This window comes from Labrenzia sp. THAF191a (assembly GCF_009363335.1).
In the GTDB taxonomy this organism is placed as follows: Bacteria; Pseudomonadota; Alphaproteobacteria; order Rhizobiales; family Stappiaceae; genus Roseibium; species Roseibium algicola.
The window spans coordinates 2322709-2339755 of sequence record NZ_CP045333.1 but is presented as its reverse complement, the minus strand read 5'-3'; the positions used below and the strand labels follow the sequence as shown (position 1 = coordinate 2339755).

The 17047-nt window shown below is 60.3% G+C and carries 20 protein-coding genes and 1 other RNA gene; 15 read left to right on the top strand and 6 right to left on the bottom strand.

Features of this window, described 5'->3' with window-relative positions; all coding sequences use genetic code 11:
* Window positions 1–65 precede the first annotated feature (65 nt).
* The 6 genes from FIV05_RS10815 to FIV05_RS10790 form a co-directional block, all read right to left on the bottom strand.
* Window positions 66–812, bottom strand: coding sequence for a YebC/PmpR family DNA-binding transcriptional regulator (locus FIV05_RS10815; protein WP_023003451.1), 747 nt, complete (start codon window positions 810–812; stop codon window positions 66–68).
* A 99-nt stretch (window positions 813–911) separates the two neighbouring features.
* On the bottom strand, window positions 912–1742 hold the full coding sequence (locus FIV05_RS10810) for a TIGR00282 family metallophosphoesterase (RefSeq protein ID WP_055661200.1): 831 nt from the start codon (window positions 1740–1742) through the stop codon (window positions 912–914).
* 42 nt (window positions 1743–1784) lie between these two features.
* The gene (locus FIV05_RS10805) at window positions 1785–2363 is read right to left on the bottom strand and encodes a 5-formyltetrahydrofolate cyclo-ligase (protein WP_152509553.1); all 579 of its coding nucleotides are present in this window, start codon (window positions 2361–2363) and stop codon (window positions 1785–1787) included.
* 44 nt (window positions 2364–2407) lie between these two features.
* Window positions 2408–2562: non-coding RNA, 6S RNA (gene ssrS, locus FIV05_RS10800), on the bottom strand.
* Between the two features lie 108 nt (window positions 2563–2670).
* The gene (locus FIV05_RS10795) at window positions 2671–3051 is read right to left on the bottom strand and encodes a cell division protein ZapA (protein WP_023003457.1); all 381 of its coding nucleotides are present in this window, start codon (window positions 3049–3051) and stop codon (window positions 2671–2673) included.
* Between the two features lie 6 nt (window positions 3052–3057).
* Window positions 3058–3336, bottom strand: coding sequence for a DUF4164 domain-containing protein (locus tag FIV05_RS10790; protein ID WP_023003460.1), 279 nt, complete (start codon window positions 3334–3336; stop codon window positions 3058–3060).
* Between the two features lie 85 nt (window positions 3337–3421).
* Here FIV05_RS10790 and FIV05_RS10785 point away from each other — a divergent pair, with 85 nt between their 5' ends.
* The 15 genes from FIV05_RS10785 (at window position 3422) to FIV05_RS10720 (ending at window position 16992) form a co-directional block, all read left to right on the top strand.
* Entirely contained in the window at window positions 3422–3706 is a 285-nt protein-coding gene (locus FIV05_RS10785; RefSeq protein WP_077291768.1) for a hypothetical protein, read from the top strand.
* Window positions 3707–3790: 84 nt separating this feature from the next.
* Window positions 3791–5779 (top strand): transketolase, encoded by a 1989-nt coding sequence (gene tkt / locus FIV05_RS10780; RefSeq protein ID WP_152509552.1) that lies wholly within the window; start codon window positions 3791–3793, stop codon window positions 5777–5779.
* A 144-nt stretch (window positions 5780–5923) separates the two neighbouring features.
* Window positions 5924–6934, top strand: coding sequence for a type I glyceraldehyde-3-phosphate dehydrogenase (gap, locus tag FIV05_RS10775; protein ID WP_077291767.1), 1011 nt, complete (start codon window positions 5924–5926; stop codon window positions 6932–6934).
* Window positions 6935–7097: 163 nt separating this feature from the next.
* Window positions 7098–7286, top strand: a complete 189-nt coding sequence (locus FIV05_RS10770) for a hypothetical protein (protein WP_023003469.1) — start codon at window positions 7098–7100, stop codon at window positions 7284–7286.
* A gap of 22 nt (window positions 7287–7308) precedes the next feature.
* Window positions 7309–7482: a hypothetical protein gene (locus FIV05_RS31575; RefSeq protein WP_023003470.1), complete on the top strand. Its 174-nt coding sequence runs from the start codon at window positions 7309–7311 to the stop codon at window positions 7480–7482.
* A gap of 40 nt (window positions 7483–7522) precedes the next feature.
* Window positions 7523–8146: a LysE family transporter gene (locus FIV05_RS10765; protein ID WP_152509551.1), complete on the top strand. Its 624-nt coding sequence runs from the start codon at window positions 7523–7525 to the stop codon at window positions 8144–8146.
* Window positions 8147–8174: 28 nt separating this feature from the next.
* A complete protein-coding gene (locus FIV05_RS10760) occupies window positions 8175–9368 on the top strand; it encodes a phosphoglycerate kinase (protein WP_152509550.1) in 1194 nt (397 codons plus the stop codon).
* A 24-nt stretch (window positions 9369–9392) separates the two neighbouring features.
* A complete protein-coding gene (locus FIV05_RS10755) occupies window positions 9393–9761 on the top strand; it encodes a VOC family protein (RefSeq protein WP_075282841.1) in 369 nt (122 codons plus the stop codon).
* 234 nt (window positions 9762–9995) lie between these two features.
* The gene (gene fba, locus FIV05_RS10750) at window positions 9996–11063 is read left to right on the top strand and encodes a class II fructose-bisphosphate aldolase (RefSeq protein ID WP_152509549.1); all 1068 of its coding nucleotides are present in this window, start codon (window positions 9996–9998) and stop codon (window positions 11061–11063) included.
* Window positions 11064–11179: 116 nt separating this feature from the next.
* Complete coding sequence (locus tag FIV05_RS10745) at window positions 11180–11821, top strand: thiamine phosphate synthase (RefSeq protein WP_152509548.1); 642 nt, start codon at window positions 11180–11182, stop codon at window positions 11819–11821.
* A gap of 14 nt (window positions 11822–11835) precedes the next feature.
* Entirely contained in the window at window positions 11836–12996 is a 1161-nt protein-coding gene (locus FIV05_RS10740) for a tetratricopeptide repeat protein (protein ID WP_152509547.1), read from the top strand.
* 245 nt (window positions 12997–13241) lie between these two features.
* Window positions 13242–13805: an elongation factor P gene (gene efp / locus FIV05_RS10735; RefSeq protein WP_006932138.1), complete on the top strand. Its 564-nt coding sequence runs from the start codon at window positions 13242–13244 to the stop codon at window positions 13803–13805.
* A gap of 73 nt (window positions 13806–13878) precedes the next feature.
* Window positions 13879–14685 (top strand): inositol monophosphatase family protein, encoded by an 807-nt coding sequence (locus tag FIV05_RS10730; protein ID WP_077291762.1) that lies wholly within the window; start codon window positions 13879–13881, stop codon window positions 14683–14685.
* Between the two features lie 273 nt (window positions 14686–14958).
* Window positions 14959–15948, top strand: a complete 990-nt coding sequence (locus FIV05_RS10725; protein WP_023003478.1) for a flagellar motor protein MotA — start codon at window positions 14959–14961, stop codon at window positions 15946–15948.
* A 3-nt stretch (window positions 15949–15951) separates the two neighbouring features.
* Window positions 15952–16992 (top strand): peptidoglycan -binding protein, encoded by a 1041-nt coding sequence (locus tag FIV05_RS10720; RefSeq protein WP_023003479.1) that lies wholly within the window; start codon window positions 15952–15954, stop codon window positions 16990–16992.
* Window positions 16993–17047 lie beyond the last annotated feature (55 nt).

Below are 17047 nucleotides of genomic sequence, written 5' to 3'. Positions count from 1 at the left end.
CCTCAGGAACGCCAAAACAAAAACCCCGGCAGGGCCGGGGTTTTCAGATCCATATCCTGTGTTACTCAGGAAGCCAGAGAGGCCATGGTTTCTTCGTCGACGTCGAAGTTGGAGTAGACGTTCTGGACGTCGTCGTCGTCTTCCAGCATGTCGATGAGTTTCATCATAGTCTGGGCCTTGTCCGCATTGACCGGCGTCAGGTTCTGCGGCTTCCAGATGATCTTGGTCGAATCCGCTTCGCCCAGTGCCTGTTCCAGAGCGGCAGAGACATCGTTCAGATCTTCAAAGGCGGTGTAGATCGTGTGACCGCTCTCGTCGGACTGAACGTCTTCCGCGCCGGCTTCGATCGCAGCTTCCAGAACCGCATCGGCTTCACCGGCTTCCGGCTTGTAGATAATTTCGCCAACACGGTCGAACATGAAGGAGACCGAGCCCGTTTCCCCCAGCGACCCACCGCATTTGGTGAAATAGGAGCGGATGTTGGAGGCGGACCGGTTGCGGTTGTCGGTCAGGGCTTCGACGACCACGGCAACACCTGCCGGGCCGTAGCCTTCGTAACGGACTTCCTCGTAGTTGTCGTCATCGCCGGACTGGGACTTGTTGATCGCCCGCTGGATGTTTTCCTTCGGCATGGACTGGGCCTTGGCGTTCTGGACGGCAAGGCGCAGGCGCGGGTTCGCGTCCGGATCCGGGTCGCCCATCTTCGCGGCGACGGTAATTTCCTTGGACAGCTTGGAGAACATCTTGGAGCGGGCCGCGTCCTGGCGTCCCTTGCGGTGCATGATGTTCTTGAATTTTGAATGGCCTGCCATGGCTCTTCTCGGTTCTTTACAGGTGATGTCAGTGAAAACTGCGCCGCTTATAGGCAAGTTGACCCGGAAAATCCAGCGCAGAGAAATTCTCGGCCGTGGTCAGGCCCCGTTCGGCCAGAAGGACGGGATCACAGGCTCCAGCCGGCCACCTATGCGAAGCGGCGCAACCCGCTCGGCAAGCCCGGTCCGATCGTCCGTCTCGATGGCGACACCGCAGATGGTCGGATCGCCTGTAGCCGGTGTGAACCGGGAGCTTGGTATCTTGCGCTGGAACCGGTTGACCGGCTCTTCCTTGTCCATGCCCAACACGCTGTCATAAGCACCGCACATGCCCGCGTCGGACATGTAGGCCGTGCCGTTTTCCAGGATCTGGTGATCGGCCGTCGGCACATGGGTGTGCGTTCCGACAACGAGACTGACCCGGCCATCCAGGAAGTGGCCCATGGCCTGTTTCTCGCTGGTGGCTTCCGCATGCATGTCGACGATGATGGCATCGGCCACATCGCCAAGCGGACACCCGTTGATGACGTTGTCGATGGCGGCAAAGGGATCGTCGAGCGCATCCATGTAAACGCGGCCCATCACATTGGCCACCATCACCCTTGCGCCGTTTCTGGCCGTGAAGAGGTGGGCGCCGCGCCCCGGCGTTCCGGAGGGATAGTTGACCGGGCGAAGCAACCTGTCCTGTCGCTCGATATAGACCAGGGTGTCACGCTGGTCCCAGACGTGGTTGCCGGTGGTCACGACGTCGGCACCCGCATCCAGAACGTCCTGCAGGATCGTCTCGGTAATGCCGAATCCGGACGCAGCGTTCTCACCGTTGACGATCACGAAATCGAGCTGGTTGCTTTCCACCAGCTCCGGCAATTGCTCAATGACGGCGGTACGGCCCACGCGGCCGACAAGATCGCCCAGAAACAGAATACGCATATATCCTCACTGGGCGGCCTGCTTCGGCGATCACTTTCGCCGTCAGCCGAACGCCCGGTACCCCTGCTCGGTCAGAATCCCATTCAACGGCTTGTCATGCGCTTCCGCGGGGACGCGGTCAACCTCCTGCACGGAAAAGGCAAGCCCGATGCACAAAAGGGGGCCGGAGTGTTGCAGCTGCGCAATTGTAATGTCGTAAAAAGCCTTGCCGTAACCGATGCGCGTGCCTTTGCCGTCAAAGCCGGCAAGCGGCATCAGAAGTACGGATGGGCGCACTTCCTCGGCGGAGGGGCCGGGCTCGGAGGTGCCGAAACCGGCGGAAACCAGTTCCGTATCCCGCTCCAGGCGGCGAAAGATGAGGCTCGGGCCGGTCATCACGGGCAGGCACAGGGGGTGCCCAAGCTGGCGCAGGCGGTCCATCAGCGGGCGCGGGTCGATTTCGTCCCGGATCGGCCAGAACCCTGCAACAACTGCTCCTGCCGGCAGCGGCAGATCTTCGGCGTGATCGCTGAGCATCAGGCTGTGCTCGATCCGCTCCACCTCCGGCATTGCCTTGCGGCGGGCAAGCACCTGCTTGCGAAGACTGTCTTTTTCGGCAGCAATGGAGGAAAGGTCGGTCATGGGGCCTCGAATAGAATGGATCGGCCCGCGTCCTGAAGAAGAAACGCGCAGCCGCCCGACCGTTGGATTTGCAATCCCGGGAAACCTACAATGTAGGTGGGCGCCGTATGCAACGGACCACGGCCCAGCGCAGGGACAGCTCCCAAGGGAATGCGTAAGGCCCCGGGGATAATGTTCCTGACGTATCGGGCAGCCGCAAGTACCGCATATAATCCGGTGCGACGGCAATTACCAGTGCGGCATGGATTTCATCACAAACGAAGTTGCGGGCACTCTCCGTGGCCGTCTGGCCGGATCGGCAGTCGCCTCAGGCGTTGTCCTGGGCCCGCAAGCTCTTGGAAAGGCCGTCCGCAAGGCTTTCGATCCGAGCCGCGGCAGTATTGACGGCACGCGACAGCTCTTCCTCGTTCTGGCTCATGTTGTCGAGCGCAGCCACCTGCTGCTTCTTGGCATCGGCCAGCTGTTCTTCAAGCCGGGCGACCTTGCGCTCCAGTTCCGAAAGCTGGTCGGCCGCCATGATGCCCGCCATTACCGTCAGGCGCTGGTCGCCGATTTCGCCGAAGGCGCCTCGCAAGTCGTTGATCCAGCCATCGAAACGGGCAGCAAGGCCCATCAAGCGCTCTTCCTCGCCGTCATCGCAGGCCATGCGGAAGGACTTGCCGTTGATGGTAACCGTGATCTGAGCCATATGCGCCTAGCCTCCGTGCGCGTCTAGCACGCTGCGGATGGTTTCCATTGCCGAGACGAGCCGCCGGGAGACATCCCGGTTGGCCTCTTCCAGCCGGGAAGCCCGTGCTTCGCTTTCATCGAGTGAGGCTGCCAGTTGGGAACGGTCTTCGCCGAGCCGCTGCAGGTCGTCCTGCAGGGCATTGAGCGACCTGTCTGCATCAAGACGGCGCTGGACAGCCGCTTCGAGATTGCCGACGGCTTTGTCCAGCCGCTTTACCGCATCGGCCAGGCTGGTCTTTTCCATGCAGTCGACATCCGCCATTAATTACGTCGTCCCAATCGTTCTTCTGCGGCGGTCCGCCCATTCCTTCCTAGGTCAGACTGGAGATTTGGCGCTTTCGACCCTGGAGTTGCTGCTCAAATTACGGGCATTTCAGAGAATGCGCGGCAAAGCACGTTTCACGGCGAAAAAGCAAATCTTTGTTAGAGCGTCGAGCTTAGGCACCGCAACTTCTCTCAGTCAATGCCACCATTGGCAGAATCCTCAACTCTATAACGCGTGGAAGAAAAAATTCTTCCCCGGCAATGCCCTCAAAAGACCCAAACCAGCTTTATTGACTCGGGTGCCGTTCCTGATATTTGTCTGGCGCCTGTTCGAGATTGACGAATGTTAATTCTTGAGCAACGCACCTCAAAACAACCTTGCCGGGCTCTCTGCTTCGGCCAAGGGGGGCTCCAAAGCAAGCAACGGGACCACGATGACCGATCTTGATAAACACCAGCGCATGGCAAATGCGATCCGCTTTCTTGCCATCGATGCCGTGGAAAAGGCTAATTCCGGTCACCCCGGCCTGCCCATGGGCGCTGCGGATATCGCGACAGTTCTTTTTACCGAATTCCTGAAATTCGATCCGACATCCCCGAACTGGGCCGACCGCGACCGCTTCGTTCTGTCCGCCGGTCACGGCTCGATGCTGCTTTACAGCCTGCTGTATCTGCTGGGCTATGAAGACTTCTCCCTCGACGAGATCAAGAATTTCCGTCAGCTCGGCGCACGCACTGCCGGTCACCCGGAATACGGCCACGGCGCCGGTATCGAGACCACCACAGGCCCGCTCGGCCAGGGTCTCGGCAACGCGGTCGGCATGGCCATCGCCGAGCGCCTGCAGTCCACCCGCTTCGGCGAGGATCTTGTCGATCACTACACCTATGTGCTGGCCGGTGACGGCTGCCTCATGGAAGGCATCAGCCAGGAAGCCCTGTCGCTGGCAGGTCACCTGAAGCTCAACAAGCTGATCGTCATCTGGGACGACAACGGCATCTCCATCGACGGCAAGGTCGAAATCACCGATTCAACCGACCAGCAGGCTCGTTTTGCCGCCTCCGGCTGGAACACGCTCAGCGTCGACGGCCACGATCCGGTCGCCATTTCCGCAGCGATCCGCCAGGCACAGGCCAGCGACCGCCCGACCCTGATCGCCGCCAAGACCACCATCGGCTTCGGTGCACCGAACAAGGCTGGCACCGCGAAGGTTCACGGCTCGCCGCTTGGCTCAGACGAAATTTCCGGCACCCGTGCCGCGCTCAACTGGCCGCACGCGCCGTTTGAAGTTCCGAGCGACATTCTGGACGCCTGGCGTATTGCCGGCCTTCGCTCCGCACAGGCTCACAAGGACTGGCAGAAGCGCTTTGCCGAAGCTGACGCCGAGACCCGCGCCGAATTCGAGCGCCGCAATCGTGGCGACCTGCCGGCCGGCTTCACCCAGGCCGTTCTGGACTACAAGAAGAAGCTCGCCGACGAACAGCCGACCATGGCGACCCGCAAGGCTTCTGAAGCTGTTCTGGGCATCATCAACGAAGTTGTTCCGGAAACCATTGGCGGCTCCGCCGACCTGACCGGCTCCAACAACACCAAGACGCCGCAAACCGCGCCGGTAACCCCGGACGATTTCTCCGGCCGTTACATCCACTACGGCATCCGTGAACACGGCATGGCGGCAGCCATGAACGGCATGGCTCTGCACGGCGGCCTGATCCCCTACTCCGGCGGCTTCCTGATCTTCTCCGATTACTGCCGTCCGTCGATCCGTCTCGCAGCCCTCATGGGCCAGCGGGTCATTCACGTCATGACCCATGATTCCATCGGTCTCGGCGAAGACGGTCCGACCCACCAGCCGGTGGAACATTTCGCCGCCCTGCGCGCGATCCCGAACCTGACCTTCTTCCGTCCGGCCGACATCACCGAGACGCTCGAGTGCTGGCAGCTGTCGCTGGAAAACCGCGACGGACCGTCGGTCCTGGCACTGACCCGTCAGAACCTGCCGTCGCTGCGCAAGACCTATGAGGAAAACAACCTCTGCGCCAAGGGTGCCTATGTGCTGATCGACAGCGACGAAGACGCGGCCGTGACCATCTTCGCGACCGGTTCGGAAGTCGAAATCGCCGTCAACGCGCAAAAGGACCTGAGCACGGCCGGCATCGCCGTGCGCGTGGTCTCCGTTCCGTCGTACGAGCTCTTCGAAGCACAGTCAGACGACTACAAGGCCGCCGTCATCGGCAACAGCCCGGTCAAGATCGCCGTTGAAGCCGGCATCCGCATGGGCTGGGACCGCTTTATTGGTGCGGACGGTATCTTTGTCGGCATGACCGGCTTTGGCGCGAGCGCGCCTTACAAGGAACTCTACGAGCATTTCGGCATCACGGCGGACGCCGTCGTTGCAGCCGCCAAGGCAAAGCTCAGCGTTTAACCGAAATCAATTCCCGGCACCAAGACTTCCTCCTATGGTGCCGGGCCTACGGGCACATCAAGTGCTTTTCAAGTGACCACACTATGTGGTTTTTAAATCGGTTTAGCCCCTTCTGAGGCACACCGAAGATTGCGGGAGTGGATTATGGTAACCAAGGTAGCAATCAATGGATTTGGACGCATCGGCCGCAACGTGCTGCGTGCGATCATCGAATCCGGCCGCACCGACATTGAAGTCGTTGCGATCAACGATCTCGGCCCGGTCGAGACCAACGCGCATCTGCTGCGTTACGACAGCGTGCACGGCCGTTTCCCGGCAGAGGTCAAGGTCGATGGCGACACCATTTCCGTAGGTGGCGGCAAGCCGATCAAGGTGACCGCGATCCGTGACCCGAAGGAACTGCCCTGGGGCGAGCTCGGCGTTGAAGTTGCCATGGAATGCACCGGCATCTTCACCGCCAAGGAAAAGGCCTCCATGCACCTGGAAGCCGGCGCCAAGCGCGTTCTGGTGTCCGCCCCGGCCGACGGCGCCGACAAGACCATCGTCTACGGTGTCAACCACGATGCGCTGACCGCGAACGACCTAGTCGTTTCCAACGCGTCCTGCACCACCAACTGCCTGTCCCCGGTCGCCTATGTGCTGAATGAAACCATCGGCATTGAAAAAGGTTTCATGACCACGATCCACTCGTACACCGGTGACCAGCCGACGCTGGACACCATGCACAAGGATCTCTACCGCGCCCGTGCTGCGGCCATGTCCATGATCCCGACCTCCACCGGCGCTGCAAAGGCCGTCGGTCTGGTACTGCCGGACCTGGCCGGCAAGATGGACGGTGTGGCCATTCGTGTTCCGACCCCGAACGTTTCCGTGGTCGACCTGAACTTCATCGCCAAGCGCGACACCACCGTTGAGGAAATCAACGAAGCCATCAAGGCAGCCGCAAACGGCAAGCTGAAGGGCGTACTCGGCTACACCGAAGACAAGCTGGTTTCCATGGACTTCAACCATGACAGCCATTCCTCGGTCTTCCATTGCGACCAGACCAAGGTCATGGACGGCACCTTCGTGCGCATCCTGTCCTGGTACGACAACGAATGGGGCTTCTCCAACCGCATGGCCGACACGGCCGTGGCGATGGCAAAGCTCATCTGATCCCTGCTTTCGAAAGACGCCGGTTCATCCGGCGTCTTTTTTGTCGGTATGGATGTCTTTCCGGCAAGGCCGCAAAAAACTTTCTCGATTCAGGCATAGCCCCGGGGCAAAGGTCATGTAGACTGGAGCTGCAGACTTGCAGTTCAATCCTGGAGACGCCGTCATGACCGCTCTACTGGTCATTCTTGGGTCGTTGTTCGCGGTTGGTTGCCTTGTGGGTTTCGGGTTCTACTGGCTCGATATGAAGAGGGACAACGAACGGTTCCCTTCAGATCAGGACGATGAGCCTGACATGGGCAGCCTCAATACCGATGTCTTGCGAAAGCCGGATTCCCCGGCTGGAAATTCCTGAGTCCAATTGAAGGATCCTGGCCATGACCACGCTGACTTTTCTGATCGTATTTGTTGTCCTGATCGGCGTCGGCTTCTATTTCGTGGAACGGTCGAAGGAACGCTCCGCAAGAAACACCAAACGGTCCTGGCAGCCGGATGTTGACGGCCAAAAGTCCGAAACGATGGCCAACCTTCAATCACCGCCAGATCGATAGCTCTCCCTGTTCGATCCTTATCCTTCCCGGAGTTCCCTGCTTGCTCGAACTGTTCACCGTCATTTCGCTGACCGTCGTGGTCGCAATCGTTCCCGGGCCCGACTTTGCCGTTGTCCTGCGCAATGCCCTCATCGGCGGACGGCTCGCCGGCATCATGACTGCGCTCGGCATCGCGCTGGCCCTCGGCGTACACGTCACTTACGCACTGGCGGGTATCGGCCTGATCGTTTCCCAGTCGATCCTGCTCTTCAACGCGCTGAAACTGATCGGCGCTGCCTACCTCGTTTTCCTGGGCGTCACCATGTACCGCACGGCATCTAAGGAGATGCCGGCCGACGGTGCCCTGTCCGGCATGTCGCCCTTCCGCGCGCTTCGCTGGGGCTTCTTCACCAACGTGACCAATCCGAAAGCCACCATGTTCGCCCTTTCGGTGTTTCTGCAGGTGACGTCTCCCGAAACGCCGCTCTGGACCCAGATCGGTTACGGCGTGATCATGGCGGGCGGCGTGTTCCTGTGGTTTGTTCTGGTGACCGTCTTCTTCACGCTTCCTGCCGTACGCCTCAAGTTCATGCGTGCCAAGCTCTGGATGGAACGTTCCTTCGGCATTCTCCTGACCTTGTTCGGCATCGGCATCGCCGTTTCCACCAACTCCAGCCGTCCTTGAAGACGGGCGATTTCCAACAGGTAAATCAATGGCTTTCAAAACTCTCGATGATCTGACTGACATTGCCGGCAAACGCGTTCTGGTCCGCGTCGACCTAAACGTGCCGATGGATGGCGGCAAGGTTTCCGATACCACCCGTATCGAACGTGTCCTGCCGACCATCCGCGAACTGTCCGACAAGAAGGCAAAGGTCATCCTGCTCGCCCATTTCGGCCGCCCGAAGGGCGCACGCGTTGCCGACATGTCGCTCGGCCCGGTCGCCCTGGCGGTTGCCGGCCTGCTTGGCAGACCCGTTGTCTTTGCAGACGACTGCATCGGCCAGGCGGCGAAGGATGCTGTCGACGTCATGGTCGATGGCGATGTCCTGCTGCTGGAAAACACCCGCTACCATGCCGGTGAAGAAAAGAACGACCCGGACTTTGCCAAGGCTCTGGCGGCCAATGGCGACATCTATGTCAACGACGCCTTTTCGGCGGCACACCGGGCCCACGGCTCCACCGAGGGCATTGCCCGGCTTCTGCCAGCCTATGCCGGCCGCACCATGCAGGCGGAACTTGAAGCCCTGGGCTCCGCGCTCGGCAATCCTGTTCGTCCGGTTCTCGCCGTTGTCGGCGGTGCGAAGGTTTCTTCCAAGATCGATCTGCTGGAAAACCTCGTTGCCAAGGTCGACATGCTTGTTATCGGCGGCGGCATGGCCAACACCTTCCTGGCCGCGCAAGGAACGGACGTCGGCAAGTCGCTGTGCGAACATGATCTGGCCGAAACCGCAAAACGCATCATGACCGCAGCCGACAAGGCGGGTTGTGAGATCGTCTTGCCTGCCGACGCCGTTGTTGCCAGGGAATTCAAGGCCGGCGCTGACAACGAAACCGTTTCGCTCGACGCCATCCCGGCGGACGGCATGATCCTCGATGTCGGCGCAGCATCCATCGAAACGGTGAAAACCAAGATCGATGCTGCCAAGACCCTGGTCTGGAATGGCCCCCTGGGCGCGTTCGAGATCGCCCCGTTCGACACCGCAACCGTTGCGGCTGCCAAGCATGCCGCTGCCAACACCAAGGCAGGCAAGCTGAATTCCGTGGCCGGTGGCGGCGACACCGTCGCAGCGCTCAACCACGCGGGAGCGGCTGACGAATTCTCCTATGTCTCCACAGCCGGCGGCGCCTTCCTGGAATGGCTGGAAGGCAAGGAACTGCCGGGGGTGAAGGCACTCGAAGCCTGACATCGAAGAGGGGTGAAATCTGTCATGCAACGCTGTTTCACCAACATCCTGACCGAGGAGGTCGCCGCAACGGCGGCCTTCTATCAGGACCTCTTGGGCCTGCAGCCGCAATTCGTGTCCGACTGGTTCGTAAACCTTGCCGACGCCGATAACCCGACCCTCGAGCTGGGCATCCTGAAACAGACCAGCGAGATTGTCCCAGCACGTGCCCAGCGCGCCACCGCGGGAGTAATCCTGACCTTTGTCGTCGACGACTGTTCAACGGTATACGAGCGTGCCCTGACACTCGGTGTGAACGTGGTCGAGGCACCTCGCGAAATGCCCTATGGCCAGATGCGGATGATTGTCAGAGATCCGGCCGGAACATTTGTCGATATCAGTTCGCCGGTTTAAAACTCGCCGGGTGGTAGTGCCGACCGCCTCAATTTAATTCGATCCGCAAATTAAATCTGCCAACACGATTTCCTGCAGACCCTTGTATTTTAATTGATTTAAGCGAAGCTGGCCCTCTTTAAATGGCCACAAATATTGTTAGAACCAGCGGGACTTGACGCACCGCAAAATAGGTGTCGTGATTTTTCGCGAACCTTGTCGGCTCATTGGAACCGGACCCTCTGGAGATTTTTGATGGCACGTATCACCCTCCGCCAGCTTCTTGATCATGCTGCTGAACACGACTACGGCGTTCCGGCGTTCAATATCAACAACATGGAGCAGGCACTGGCGATCATGGCTGCGGCGGACCAGACCGACGCCCCGGTCATCATTCAGGCCTCCCGCGGTGCCAGGTCCTATGCCCACGACGTGATGCTGAAGCACATGATGGACGCAGTCGTGGAAATCTATCCGCATATTCCGGTCTGCGTGCATCTGGACCACGGCAATGCTCCGCAAACCTGCATGACGGCCATCCAGGCCGGCTTCACCTCGGTGATGATGGACGGTTCCCTTGAAGCCGACGGCAAGACCCCTGCAAACTGGGACTACAACGTCGGTGTCACCAAGACTGTGACCGACATGTCCCATCTGGGCGGCATCTCCGTTGAGGGCGAACTCGGTGTTCTGGGGTCTCTTGAAACCGGCATGGGCGACAAGGAAGACGGCCACGGCGCGGAAGGCAAGCTCAGCCATGACCAGCTGCTGACCGACCCGGAAGAAGCCGTCAAGTTCGTGCAGGAAACCAAGGTCGACGCTCTTGCCATCGCCATGGGCACCAGCCACGGCGCCTACAAGTTCACCCGCAAGCCGGACGGCGAAATCCTTGCCATGCATGTGATCGAGGAAATTCACCGCCGCCTGCCGGAGACCCACCTTGTCATGCATGGATCGTCATCCGTGCCGCAGGACCTGCAGGACATCATCAACCAGTATGGTGGCCAGATGCCGCAGACCTGGGGTGTGCCGGTGGAAGAAATCCAGCGCGGCATCAAGAACGGTGTGCGCAAGGTCAACATCGACACCGACAACCGCATGGCGATGACCGGTCAGATCCGCAAGATCCTGAGCGAGAACCCCGGCGAGTTCGATCCGCGCAAATATCTGAAGCCTGCCCGCGATGCCATGCAGAAGCTGTGCATCGAGCGTCTGGAAGCCTTCAATACGGCCGGCCAGGCGTCCAAGATCAAGAAGATCGTTACGCTTGCCGACATGGCGAAACGCTATCAGACTGGCGAACTGGATCCGAAGATCGCCTGATTTTCGGCCGGACCGGCAGAGAAATTCTTTCACTTTATTGAAAGAGGGGCCTTGCGTCCCTCTTTCGCCGTCTTTAGGGACAAAATCCCGATCAGACATCAATCAGGACCGCACAAGTGAACCGTCCCCGCCTCTTTCTCGTGACGCCGCCGGAATTTGACACCGCCGACATGGCGGCAAAGCTCAAACAGGCCTTCACCGGTGGCGACATCGCTTGCGTGATGATCTACCGCCCTGGCGCCAGCACCAAGGATCTGCAAGCCGCTGCCAGCGAACTTGTTCCGATCATCCAGGAAGGTGGTGCGGCGGCCATCGTCTATCGCGATACGCAGGCAGCCGGCCGCAGTGGCGCCGACGGCGTCCACGTCGACACCTCGCTGGAAGACCTGAAGCTGGCCGTGGAAAGTTTCAAGCCCGATCGTATCGTCGGCACCGGCGGAACGAAGCTGAAGCATGATTCCATGGAATGGGCCGAAACCGGGGTCGACTACATCTTCTTCGGCAAGCTGGACCTGCCTGAAAAAGCCGAGGCCCATGACAGGACCCTGTCCAGCGCCTCCTGGTGGGCAGAACTGTTCGAAACACCCTGCGTCGCACTTGCCGGCAACACGCTTGAAACTCTGGGAGACGTTGCCGCGACCGGAGCAGATTTTGTTGCCCTCAAGGATGCTGCCTGGCAATCGGACACGGATATTTCATCCGTGATTGCCGAAGCCAATCGTATTCTGGACGCCCATCCCTTTCCTGAAGTCGAATAGCGAGAGCTGGATGCATGCCGACACCTGAAACGAGCCTACGCCGGAAACTTCACGCCCCCTTTCTGCTTGCGGCAGGGTTGCTGGCAGCTGGAATGCTGTCATCCGTGTCGTTTTCTCCGGCCAATGCCCAGGACAACACCGGCACCAGCGAAACAACAGAGGCCGGTGACGCGGCGCCAGAGCCGGACGTACCTGTTGGCCCGGACGGCAAACCGTTACCGGTGCTGATCGACGTCACGACCAAGGACAAGACACTGCTGAGCATTGTCGACGCGGGTCCGCCGAAACTGGAAGAAGGCGAAGTCGCCAACGCTGATACCGCGTACACCGCTTTTCAACGCGGCTGGTTCCTGACCGCGCTCGGTCTTGCGACCCCTTTGGCGGAACAGGGCGACAAGGCCGCCCAGGCCCTGCTAGGCGTGCTGCACGAGGCCGGGCTCGGCATTCATCAGGACAAGGCCAAGGCTGCCGACTGGTACAGCCTGGCCGCTGCCAAGGGCGATACCGGCTCTGCCATGCAGCTGGCCCAGCTCTATCTGCTCGGCACCGGTGTCGAGGTCGACAAGAAGAAAGCAGCGGACCTGTTCGAAGAGGCTGCCAACGCGGGCAATGCGTCTGCGCTCTACAATCTCGCCCTGCTCTACGAGGAAGGCGAAGGCCGCCCCTTCGACGAGAAGAAATCGCGAGAACTTCTGGAAGAAGCCGCCCAGCTAAACGACCCGGAAGCGCAATACGCGCTCGGCCTTTCCTATCTGGAAGCCCAGACCGGGCTGAACGACCCAGGCCTGGGTGCGTTCTGGCTTGGCCGTGCAGCCCGCCGCGGACATACCTCCGCGCAGGTTTACTACGGCATTCTGCGGTTCCAGGGTAAAGGCGTCGATCCGAACGAGACGGAAGCCGCCGACTGGTTCGAGCGGGCCGCCACATCCGGCAACCCGGTCGCGATGAACCGGCTGGCGCGGACCTATGCCTACGGCCGTGGTCGGGAACAGGATTTTGCCGCCGCGGCGGGCTGGCACCTGATTGCCCGCACCTTGGGTGTTTCCGATTTCTCGCTCGACCGGATTATCGAAAGTCTGGACGAAACAACAATGGATGAAGCGCGCAAGCTGGCTGAACAATATTCGGCCACATTGATGGCCCCGTCGGAGGAGCCCGGCAAGGAATCTCCGTAAACCTTGCGAGGAAGCGCGGAATCGTAAGGATGTTTGCCTTTTTTCCTTGAACTCCACCGGCTTTTGTGGTGGACAGGCGCGAGCAAATTTCAGGCGCATCGGCGGCCCGCCGGTCTCGCCCTGCTAAAGGTTCTGTTGAGTTTTGGAGTTTTGTCGTGGTTTGGGTGGAGTTTCCACCGGACGCGGCGGATTTCTAATGGTCAACAGACCCTAAGATCCAAACAAATCAAACAGTCGGTCGTTCCATGAAAATCAACGGAAACGAAATAAAGCCCGGTAACGTGCTTCAGCACCAGGACACGCTTTGGGCGGTTGTCAAAGTCCAACACGTCAAGCCAGGCAAAGGCGGTGCCTTCGCACAGGTTGAAATGAAAAACCTGCTCGATGGCCGCAAGCTCAACGAGCGTTTCCGCTCCGAAGACAAGGTCGAGCGCGTCCGTCTGGAGCAGAAAGACTTCCAGTATCTCTTCACCCAGGAAGACATGCTGATTTTCATGGACACCGAAACCTACGAGCAGCTGGAACTTCAGGCTGATTTCGTCGGCGACCGCGCCGCTTTCCTGCAGGACGGCATGATGGTGACCGTCGAACTGCATGAAGAGCGCCCGATCGGCATCACCCTGCCGCAGTTCGTGACCCTGGAAATCCGGGAAGCCGACGCAGTGGTGAAGGGCCAGACCCAGTCTTCGTCCTACAAGCCCGCGCTCATGGAAAACGGCGTCCGCGTGATGGTACCTCCGTTCATCACCGCCGGCGAAAAGATCATCGTCGACACCGGTTCACTGGAATACGTCCGCCGCGCGGACTGATCTCCTCCCGGCAAGACTTCAAATTGGCGCGCCCGGATTTTGCCGGGCGGCGCCCAACAACAAGTGACAAACAATGGCCCGCACAGCTCTCCTCAACGTGATGGTTCAAGCCGCAACGAAAGCCGGACGCTCTCTGGTTCGCGATTTCGGTGAAGTTGAAAACCTTCAGGTGTCCCGCAAGGGACCCGGCGATTTCGTCTCGGCAGCAGACCGCCGCGCCGAGGACATTGTGCGCGCCGAACTGACCAAGGCCCGCCCGACCTTCGGGCTGGTCATGGAAGAAAGCGGTGAAGTCGAGGGAACCGACGGCCAGCATCGCTGGCATGTCGACCCGCTCGACGGCACCACCAACTTCCTGCACGGCATTCCGATCTTCGCCACCTCCATCGCACTGGAGCGGGCTGGCGAGATCGTGGCCGGGGTCATCTACAATCCGGTGATGGATGAGCTCTACACCGCTGAACGCGGTCGCGGCGCCTTCCTGAACGACCGTCGCCTGCGGGTTGCCGGCCGCACCGAATTGCATGAAATGGTGTTCGGCACCGGCCTGCCCTTCATCGGGTCGGGCGACCATGGCCGGACACTACGCGAGCTGCGCTACATCATGCCGGAAGTTGCAGGCATCCGCCGCTGCGGCGCAGCTGCCCTGGATCTTGCCTGGACCGCGTCCGGCCGTCTCGACGGTTTCTGGGAGCGCAACCTGAACAGCTGGGACATTGCGGCCGGCCTCCTGATGGTGCGCGAAGCCGGTGGTTTCGTCACCGATCTTCAGGGCAAGAACAAGATGCTGGAAAGCGGCGATGTGGTTGTCGGCAACGAAGACGCCCACAAATACCTGCTGCAGCTCCTGAAAAAGGCGGCAACCCCGGCTCAGGGCTGATTGCCTCCAGCGCTTCCCGGCAGCACCTCGACGCGAACATCCTCATCTTCGAAAAGCGCATGACGCTGACCTGAAAGATGTGCGGCGCAAACCGCCCACCGCGGGAGACGGGACCCACGGCCCGTCTCTTCATGAGAAGGCCTTTGGATAAACCCGGTGGTTTTCAGGCTTTCCAGACTTTATTCGGGCCTCTTCGGCAATTCGAGGTTTCCAAGCCGTTAAAAATCACGCTATCAATCAGTTACGTCCAATTCAGGTGATTGATAACGCAATATGGCCCGTGAATTTGACCCTTATAGCCTGTCCAGTCCGCGGGCCTATCTGACCTTCATGATCATCTTTCTGGTGATCGTTGCCTTCATCGCCTTCATCCTGTTCCCGCAGATTTCGACGGCCTTCATGAGCAACCCGGGTCTGAATGGCCTGATCGTGCTTGTCGGCGTGTTCGGTGTGCTGCTGCTCTTCGGCCGCGTGATCCGCCTGTTCCCGGAAATCTCCTGGGTCAACAGTTTCCGGATCGGCGACCCGGGCCTCGACACGCGTTCGCCGGTGCTGCTGGCGCCGATGGCTGCCTTGCTCGGCAACAAGTCCGGCGACATGGCCCTGACGCCAACCACCGCCCGCTCGATCCTTGATTCCATCGGAATGCGCCTTGAGGAAAGCCGCGAGATGTCGCGCTACCTCACAGGCCTCCTGGTGTTCCTCGGCCTGCTCGGCACGTTCTGGGGCCTGCTCCAGACCGTCAGCTCGGTCGGCGCGACTATCCAGTCGCTCGACGTCGGTTCGGGTGATGCCAATGTCATCTTCGAAGATCTGAAAGCCGGCCTGGAAGCGCCCCTGTCCGGCATGGGCACGGCTTTCTCGTCCTCGCTCTTCGGTCTGACCGGCTCGCTTGTGCTCGGCTTCCTGGATCTGCAGGCGGGGCAGGCCCAGAACCGGTTCTACAACGAGCTTGAAGACTGGCTCTCAACGGTCACTGACATCGATCCGGAAGAAAGCCTGTTCAATGCCCCGGACTCACCCGGCGTCGAACAGATACAGGCCTCGATCTCCGCCCTGCAGAAAAGCGTTGAGGAAGGCGGCAGCAAGAATGCCAACCAGGCCATGGCCAATCTGGCCGAAGGCATTCAGGGACTGGTCAAACACGTTCGCTCCGAACAGCAGATGATGCGCGACTGGGCCGAGGCCCAGGGCGAACAGCAAAAGCGCATTGAAGGGCTCCTGTCCTCTATCGCCGCCGCTTTCGACCGCGCGAAGGAGTAGACCATGGCCGGACTGGCAGGATTGCGCGCTCGCCGAAGGGCCCAGTCGACCGACTACTGGCCCGGTTTCGTTGATGCCATGGCGACACTGCTGCTCGTCATCATCTTCCTGCTGTCCATCTTCATGATTGCCCAGTTCTTCCTGTCACAGCAGCTTTCTGGCCGCGACACGGTGTTGAACCGGCTGAATGCCCAGATCAGCGAGCTGACGGAGCTTCTCGCCCTGGAGCGCGCCAATTCCGGGGAGCTGGAAGACACGATCCTCGGCCTGCAGGCCAGCCTTTCCGATGCACAGAGCGAACAGACCCGCCTGCTTGGCCTTCTGGAAAACAGTTCCGGTGCAGCCGATGCGGCCGGCGGACGCGCCACCCAGCTGGAAAACCTGCTCGATGACGAACGTCAGATCAGTCAGGACGCCCTTGCGCAGGTGGAGCTGCTCAATCAGCAGATCGCGGCACTACGCCGCCAGATTGCTGCTGCGAACGCTGCTCTTGAAGCTTCCGAGGCAAAGGAAGCCGACAGTCAGGCCAAGATCGCCAGCCTCGGCAAGAGGCTGAACGCCGCACTGGTGCAACGTGTGCAGGAACTCTCGCGCTACCGCTCGGACTTCTTCGGCCGCCTGCGCGAAATCCTGTCCCAGCGTTCCGACATCTCCGTTGTCGGCGACCGGTTCGTGTTCCAGTCCGAAGTGCTGTTCGACAGCGGCCAGGAAGACATCAATCCGGAAGGCCGGCAGGAGCTCGACAAGCTCGCAGACGCCATCCAGGAACTCAGCGGTCAGATCCCGGACGAGATCAACTGGGTGCTGCGTGTCGACGGCCACACCGACGCCCGCCCCCTGTCGGGCACCGGGCGCTTGCGTAACAACTGGGAACTCTCGGCCGCCCGCGCCATTTCCGTCGTCCGCTACCTGATCGAACGCGGCGTTGACCCCAAGCGGCTTGTCGCAGCCGGATTCGGCGAATTCCAGCCGCTGGAAGAAGGGGAAACACCGGACGCCCTGGCCAAGAACCGCCGGATCGAACTGAAACTGACGGAACGCTGAGACTTACGTCAGCTCAACGGATCCTGAGGAATGCACGCGTGATGTCGGGCGAACC

Coding starts and splice junctions, on each gene's coding strand:
- FIV05_RS10790 (WP_023003460.1), bottom strand. CDS start 3,336: ATGGAAAAGACCAGCCTGGCCGATGCGGTAAAGCGGCTGGACAAAGCC.
- FIV05_RS10795 (WP_023003457.1), bottom strand. CDS start 3,051: ATGGCTCAGATCACGGTTACCATCAACGGCAAGTCCTTCCGCATGGCC.
- FIV05_RS10770 (WP_023003469.1), top strand. CDS start 7,098: ATGACCGCTCTACTGGTCATTCTTGGGTCGTTGTTCGCGGTTGGTTGC.
- tkt (WP_152509552.1), top strand. CDS start 3,791: ATGACCGATCTTGATAAACACCAGCGCATGGCAAATGCGATCCGCTTT.
- FIV05_RS10730 (WP_077291762.1), top strand. CDS start 13,879: ATGGCCCGCACAGCTCTCCTCAACGTGATGGTTCAAGCCGCAACGAAA.
- FIV05_RS10815 (WP_023003451.1), bottom strand. CDS start 812: ATGGCAGGCCATTCAAAATTCAAGAACATCATGCACCGCAAGGGACGC.
- FIV05_RS10810 (WP_055661200.1), bottom strand. CDS start 1,742: ATGCGTATTCTGTTTCTGGGCGATCTTGTCGGCCGCGTGGGCCGTACC.
- FIV05_RS31575 (WP_023003470.1), top strand. CDS start 7,309: ATGACCACGCTGACTTTTCTGATCGTATTTGTTGTCCTGATCGGCGTC.
- FIV05_RS10725 (WP_023003478.1), top strand. CDS start 14,959: ATGGCCCGTGAATTTGACCCTTATAGCCTGTCCAGTCCGCGGGCCTAT.
- FIV05_RS10805 (WP_152509553.1), bottom strand. CDS start 2,363: ATGACCGACCTTTCCTCCATTGCTGCCGAAAAAGACAGTCTTCGCAAG.
- FIV05_RS10760 (WP_152509550.1), top strand. CDS start 8,175: ATGGCTTTCAAAACTCTCGATGATCTGACTGACATTGCCGGCAAACGC.
- FIV05_RS10720 (WP_023003479.1), top strand. CDS start 15,952: ATGGCCGGACTGGCAGGATTGCGCGCTCGCCGAAGGGCCCAGTCGACC.
- gap (WP_077291767.1), top strand. CDS start 5,924: ATGGTAACCAAGGTAGCAATCAATGGATTTGGACGCATCGGCCGCAAC.
- fba (WP_152509549.1), top strand. CDS start 9,996: ATGGCACGTATCACCCTCCGCCAGCTTCTTGATCATGCTGCTGAACAC.
- efp (WP_006932138.1), top strand. CDS start 13,242: ATGAAAATCAACGGAAACGAAATAAAGCCCGGTAACGTGCTTCAGCAC.
- FIV05_RS10755 (WP_075282841.1), top strand. CDS start 9,393: ATGCAACGCTGTTTCACCAACATCCTGACCGAGGAGGTCGCCGCAACG.
- FIV05_RS10740 (WP_152509547.1), top strand. CDS start 11,836: ATGCCGACACCTGAAACGAGCCTACGCCGGAAACTTCACGCCCCCTTT.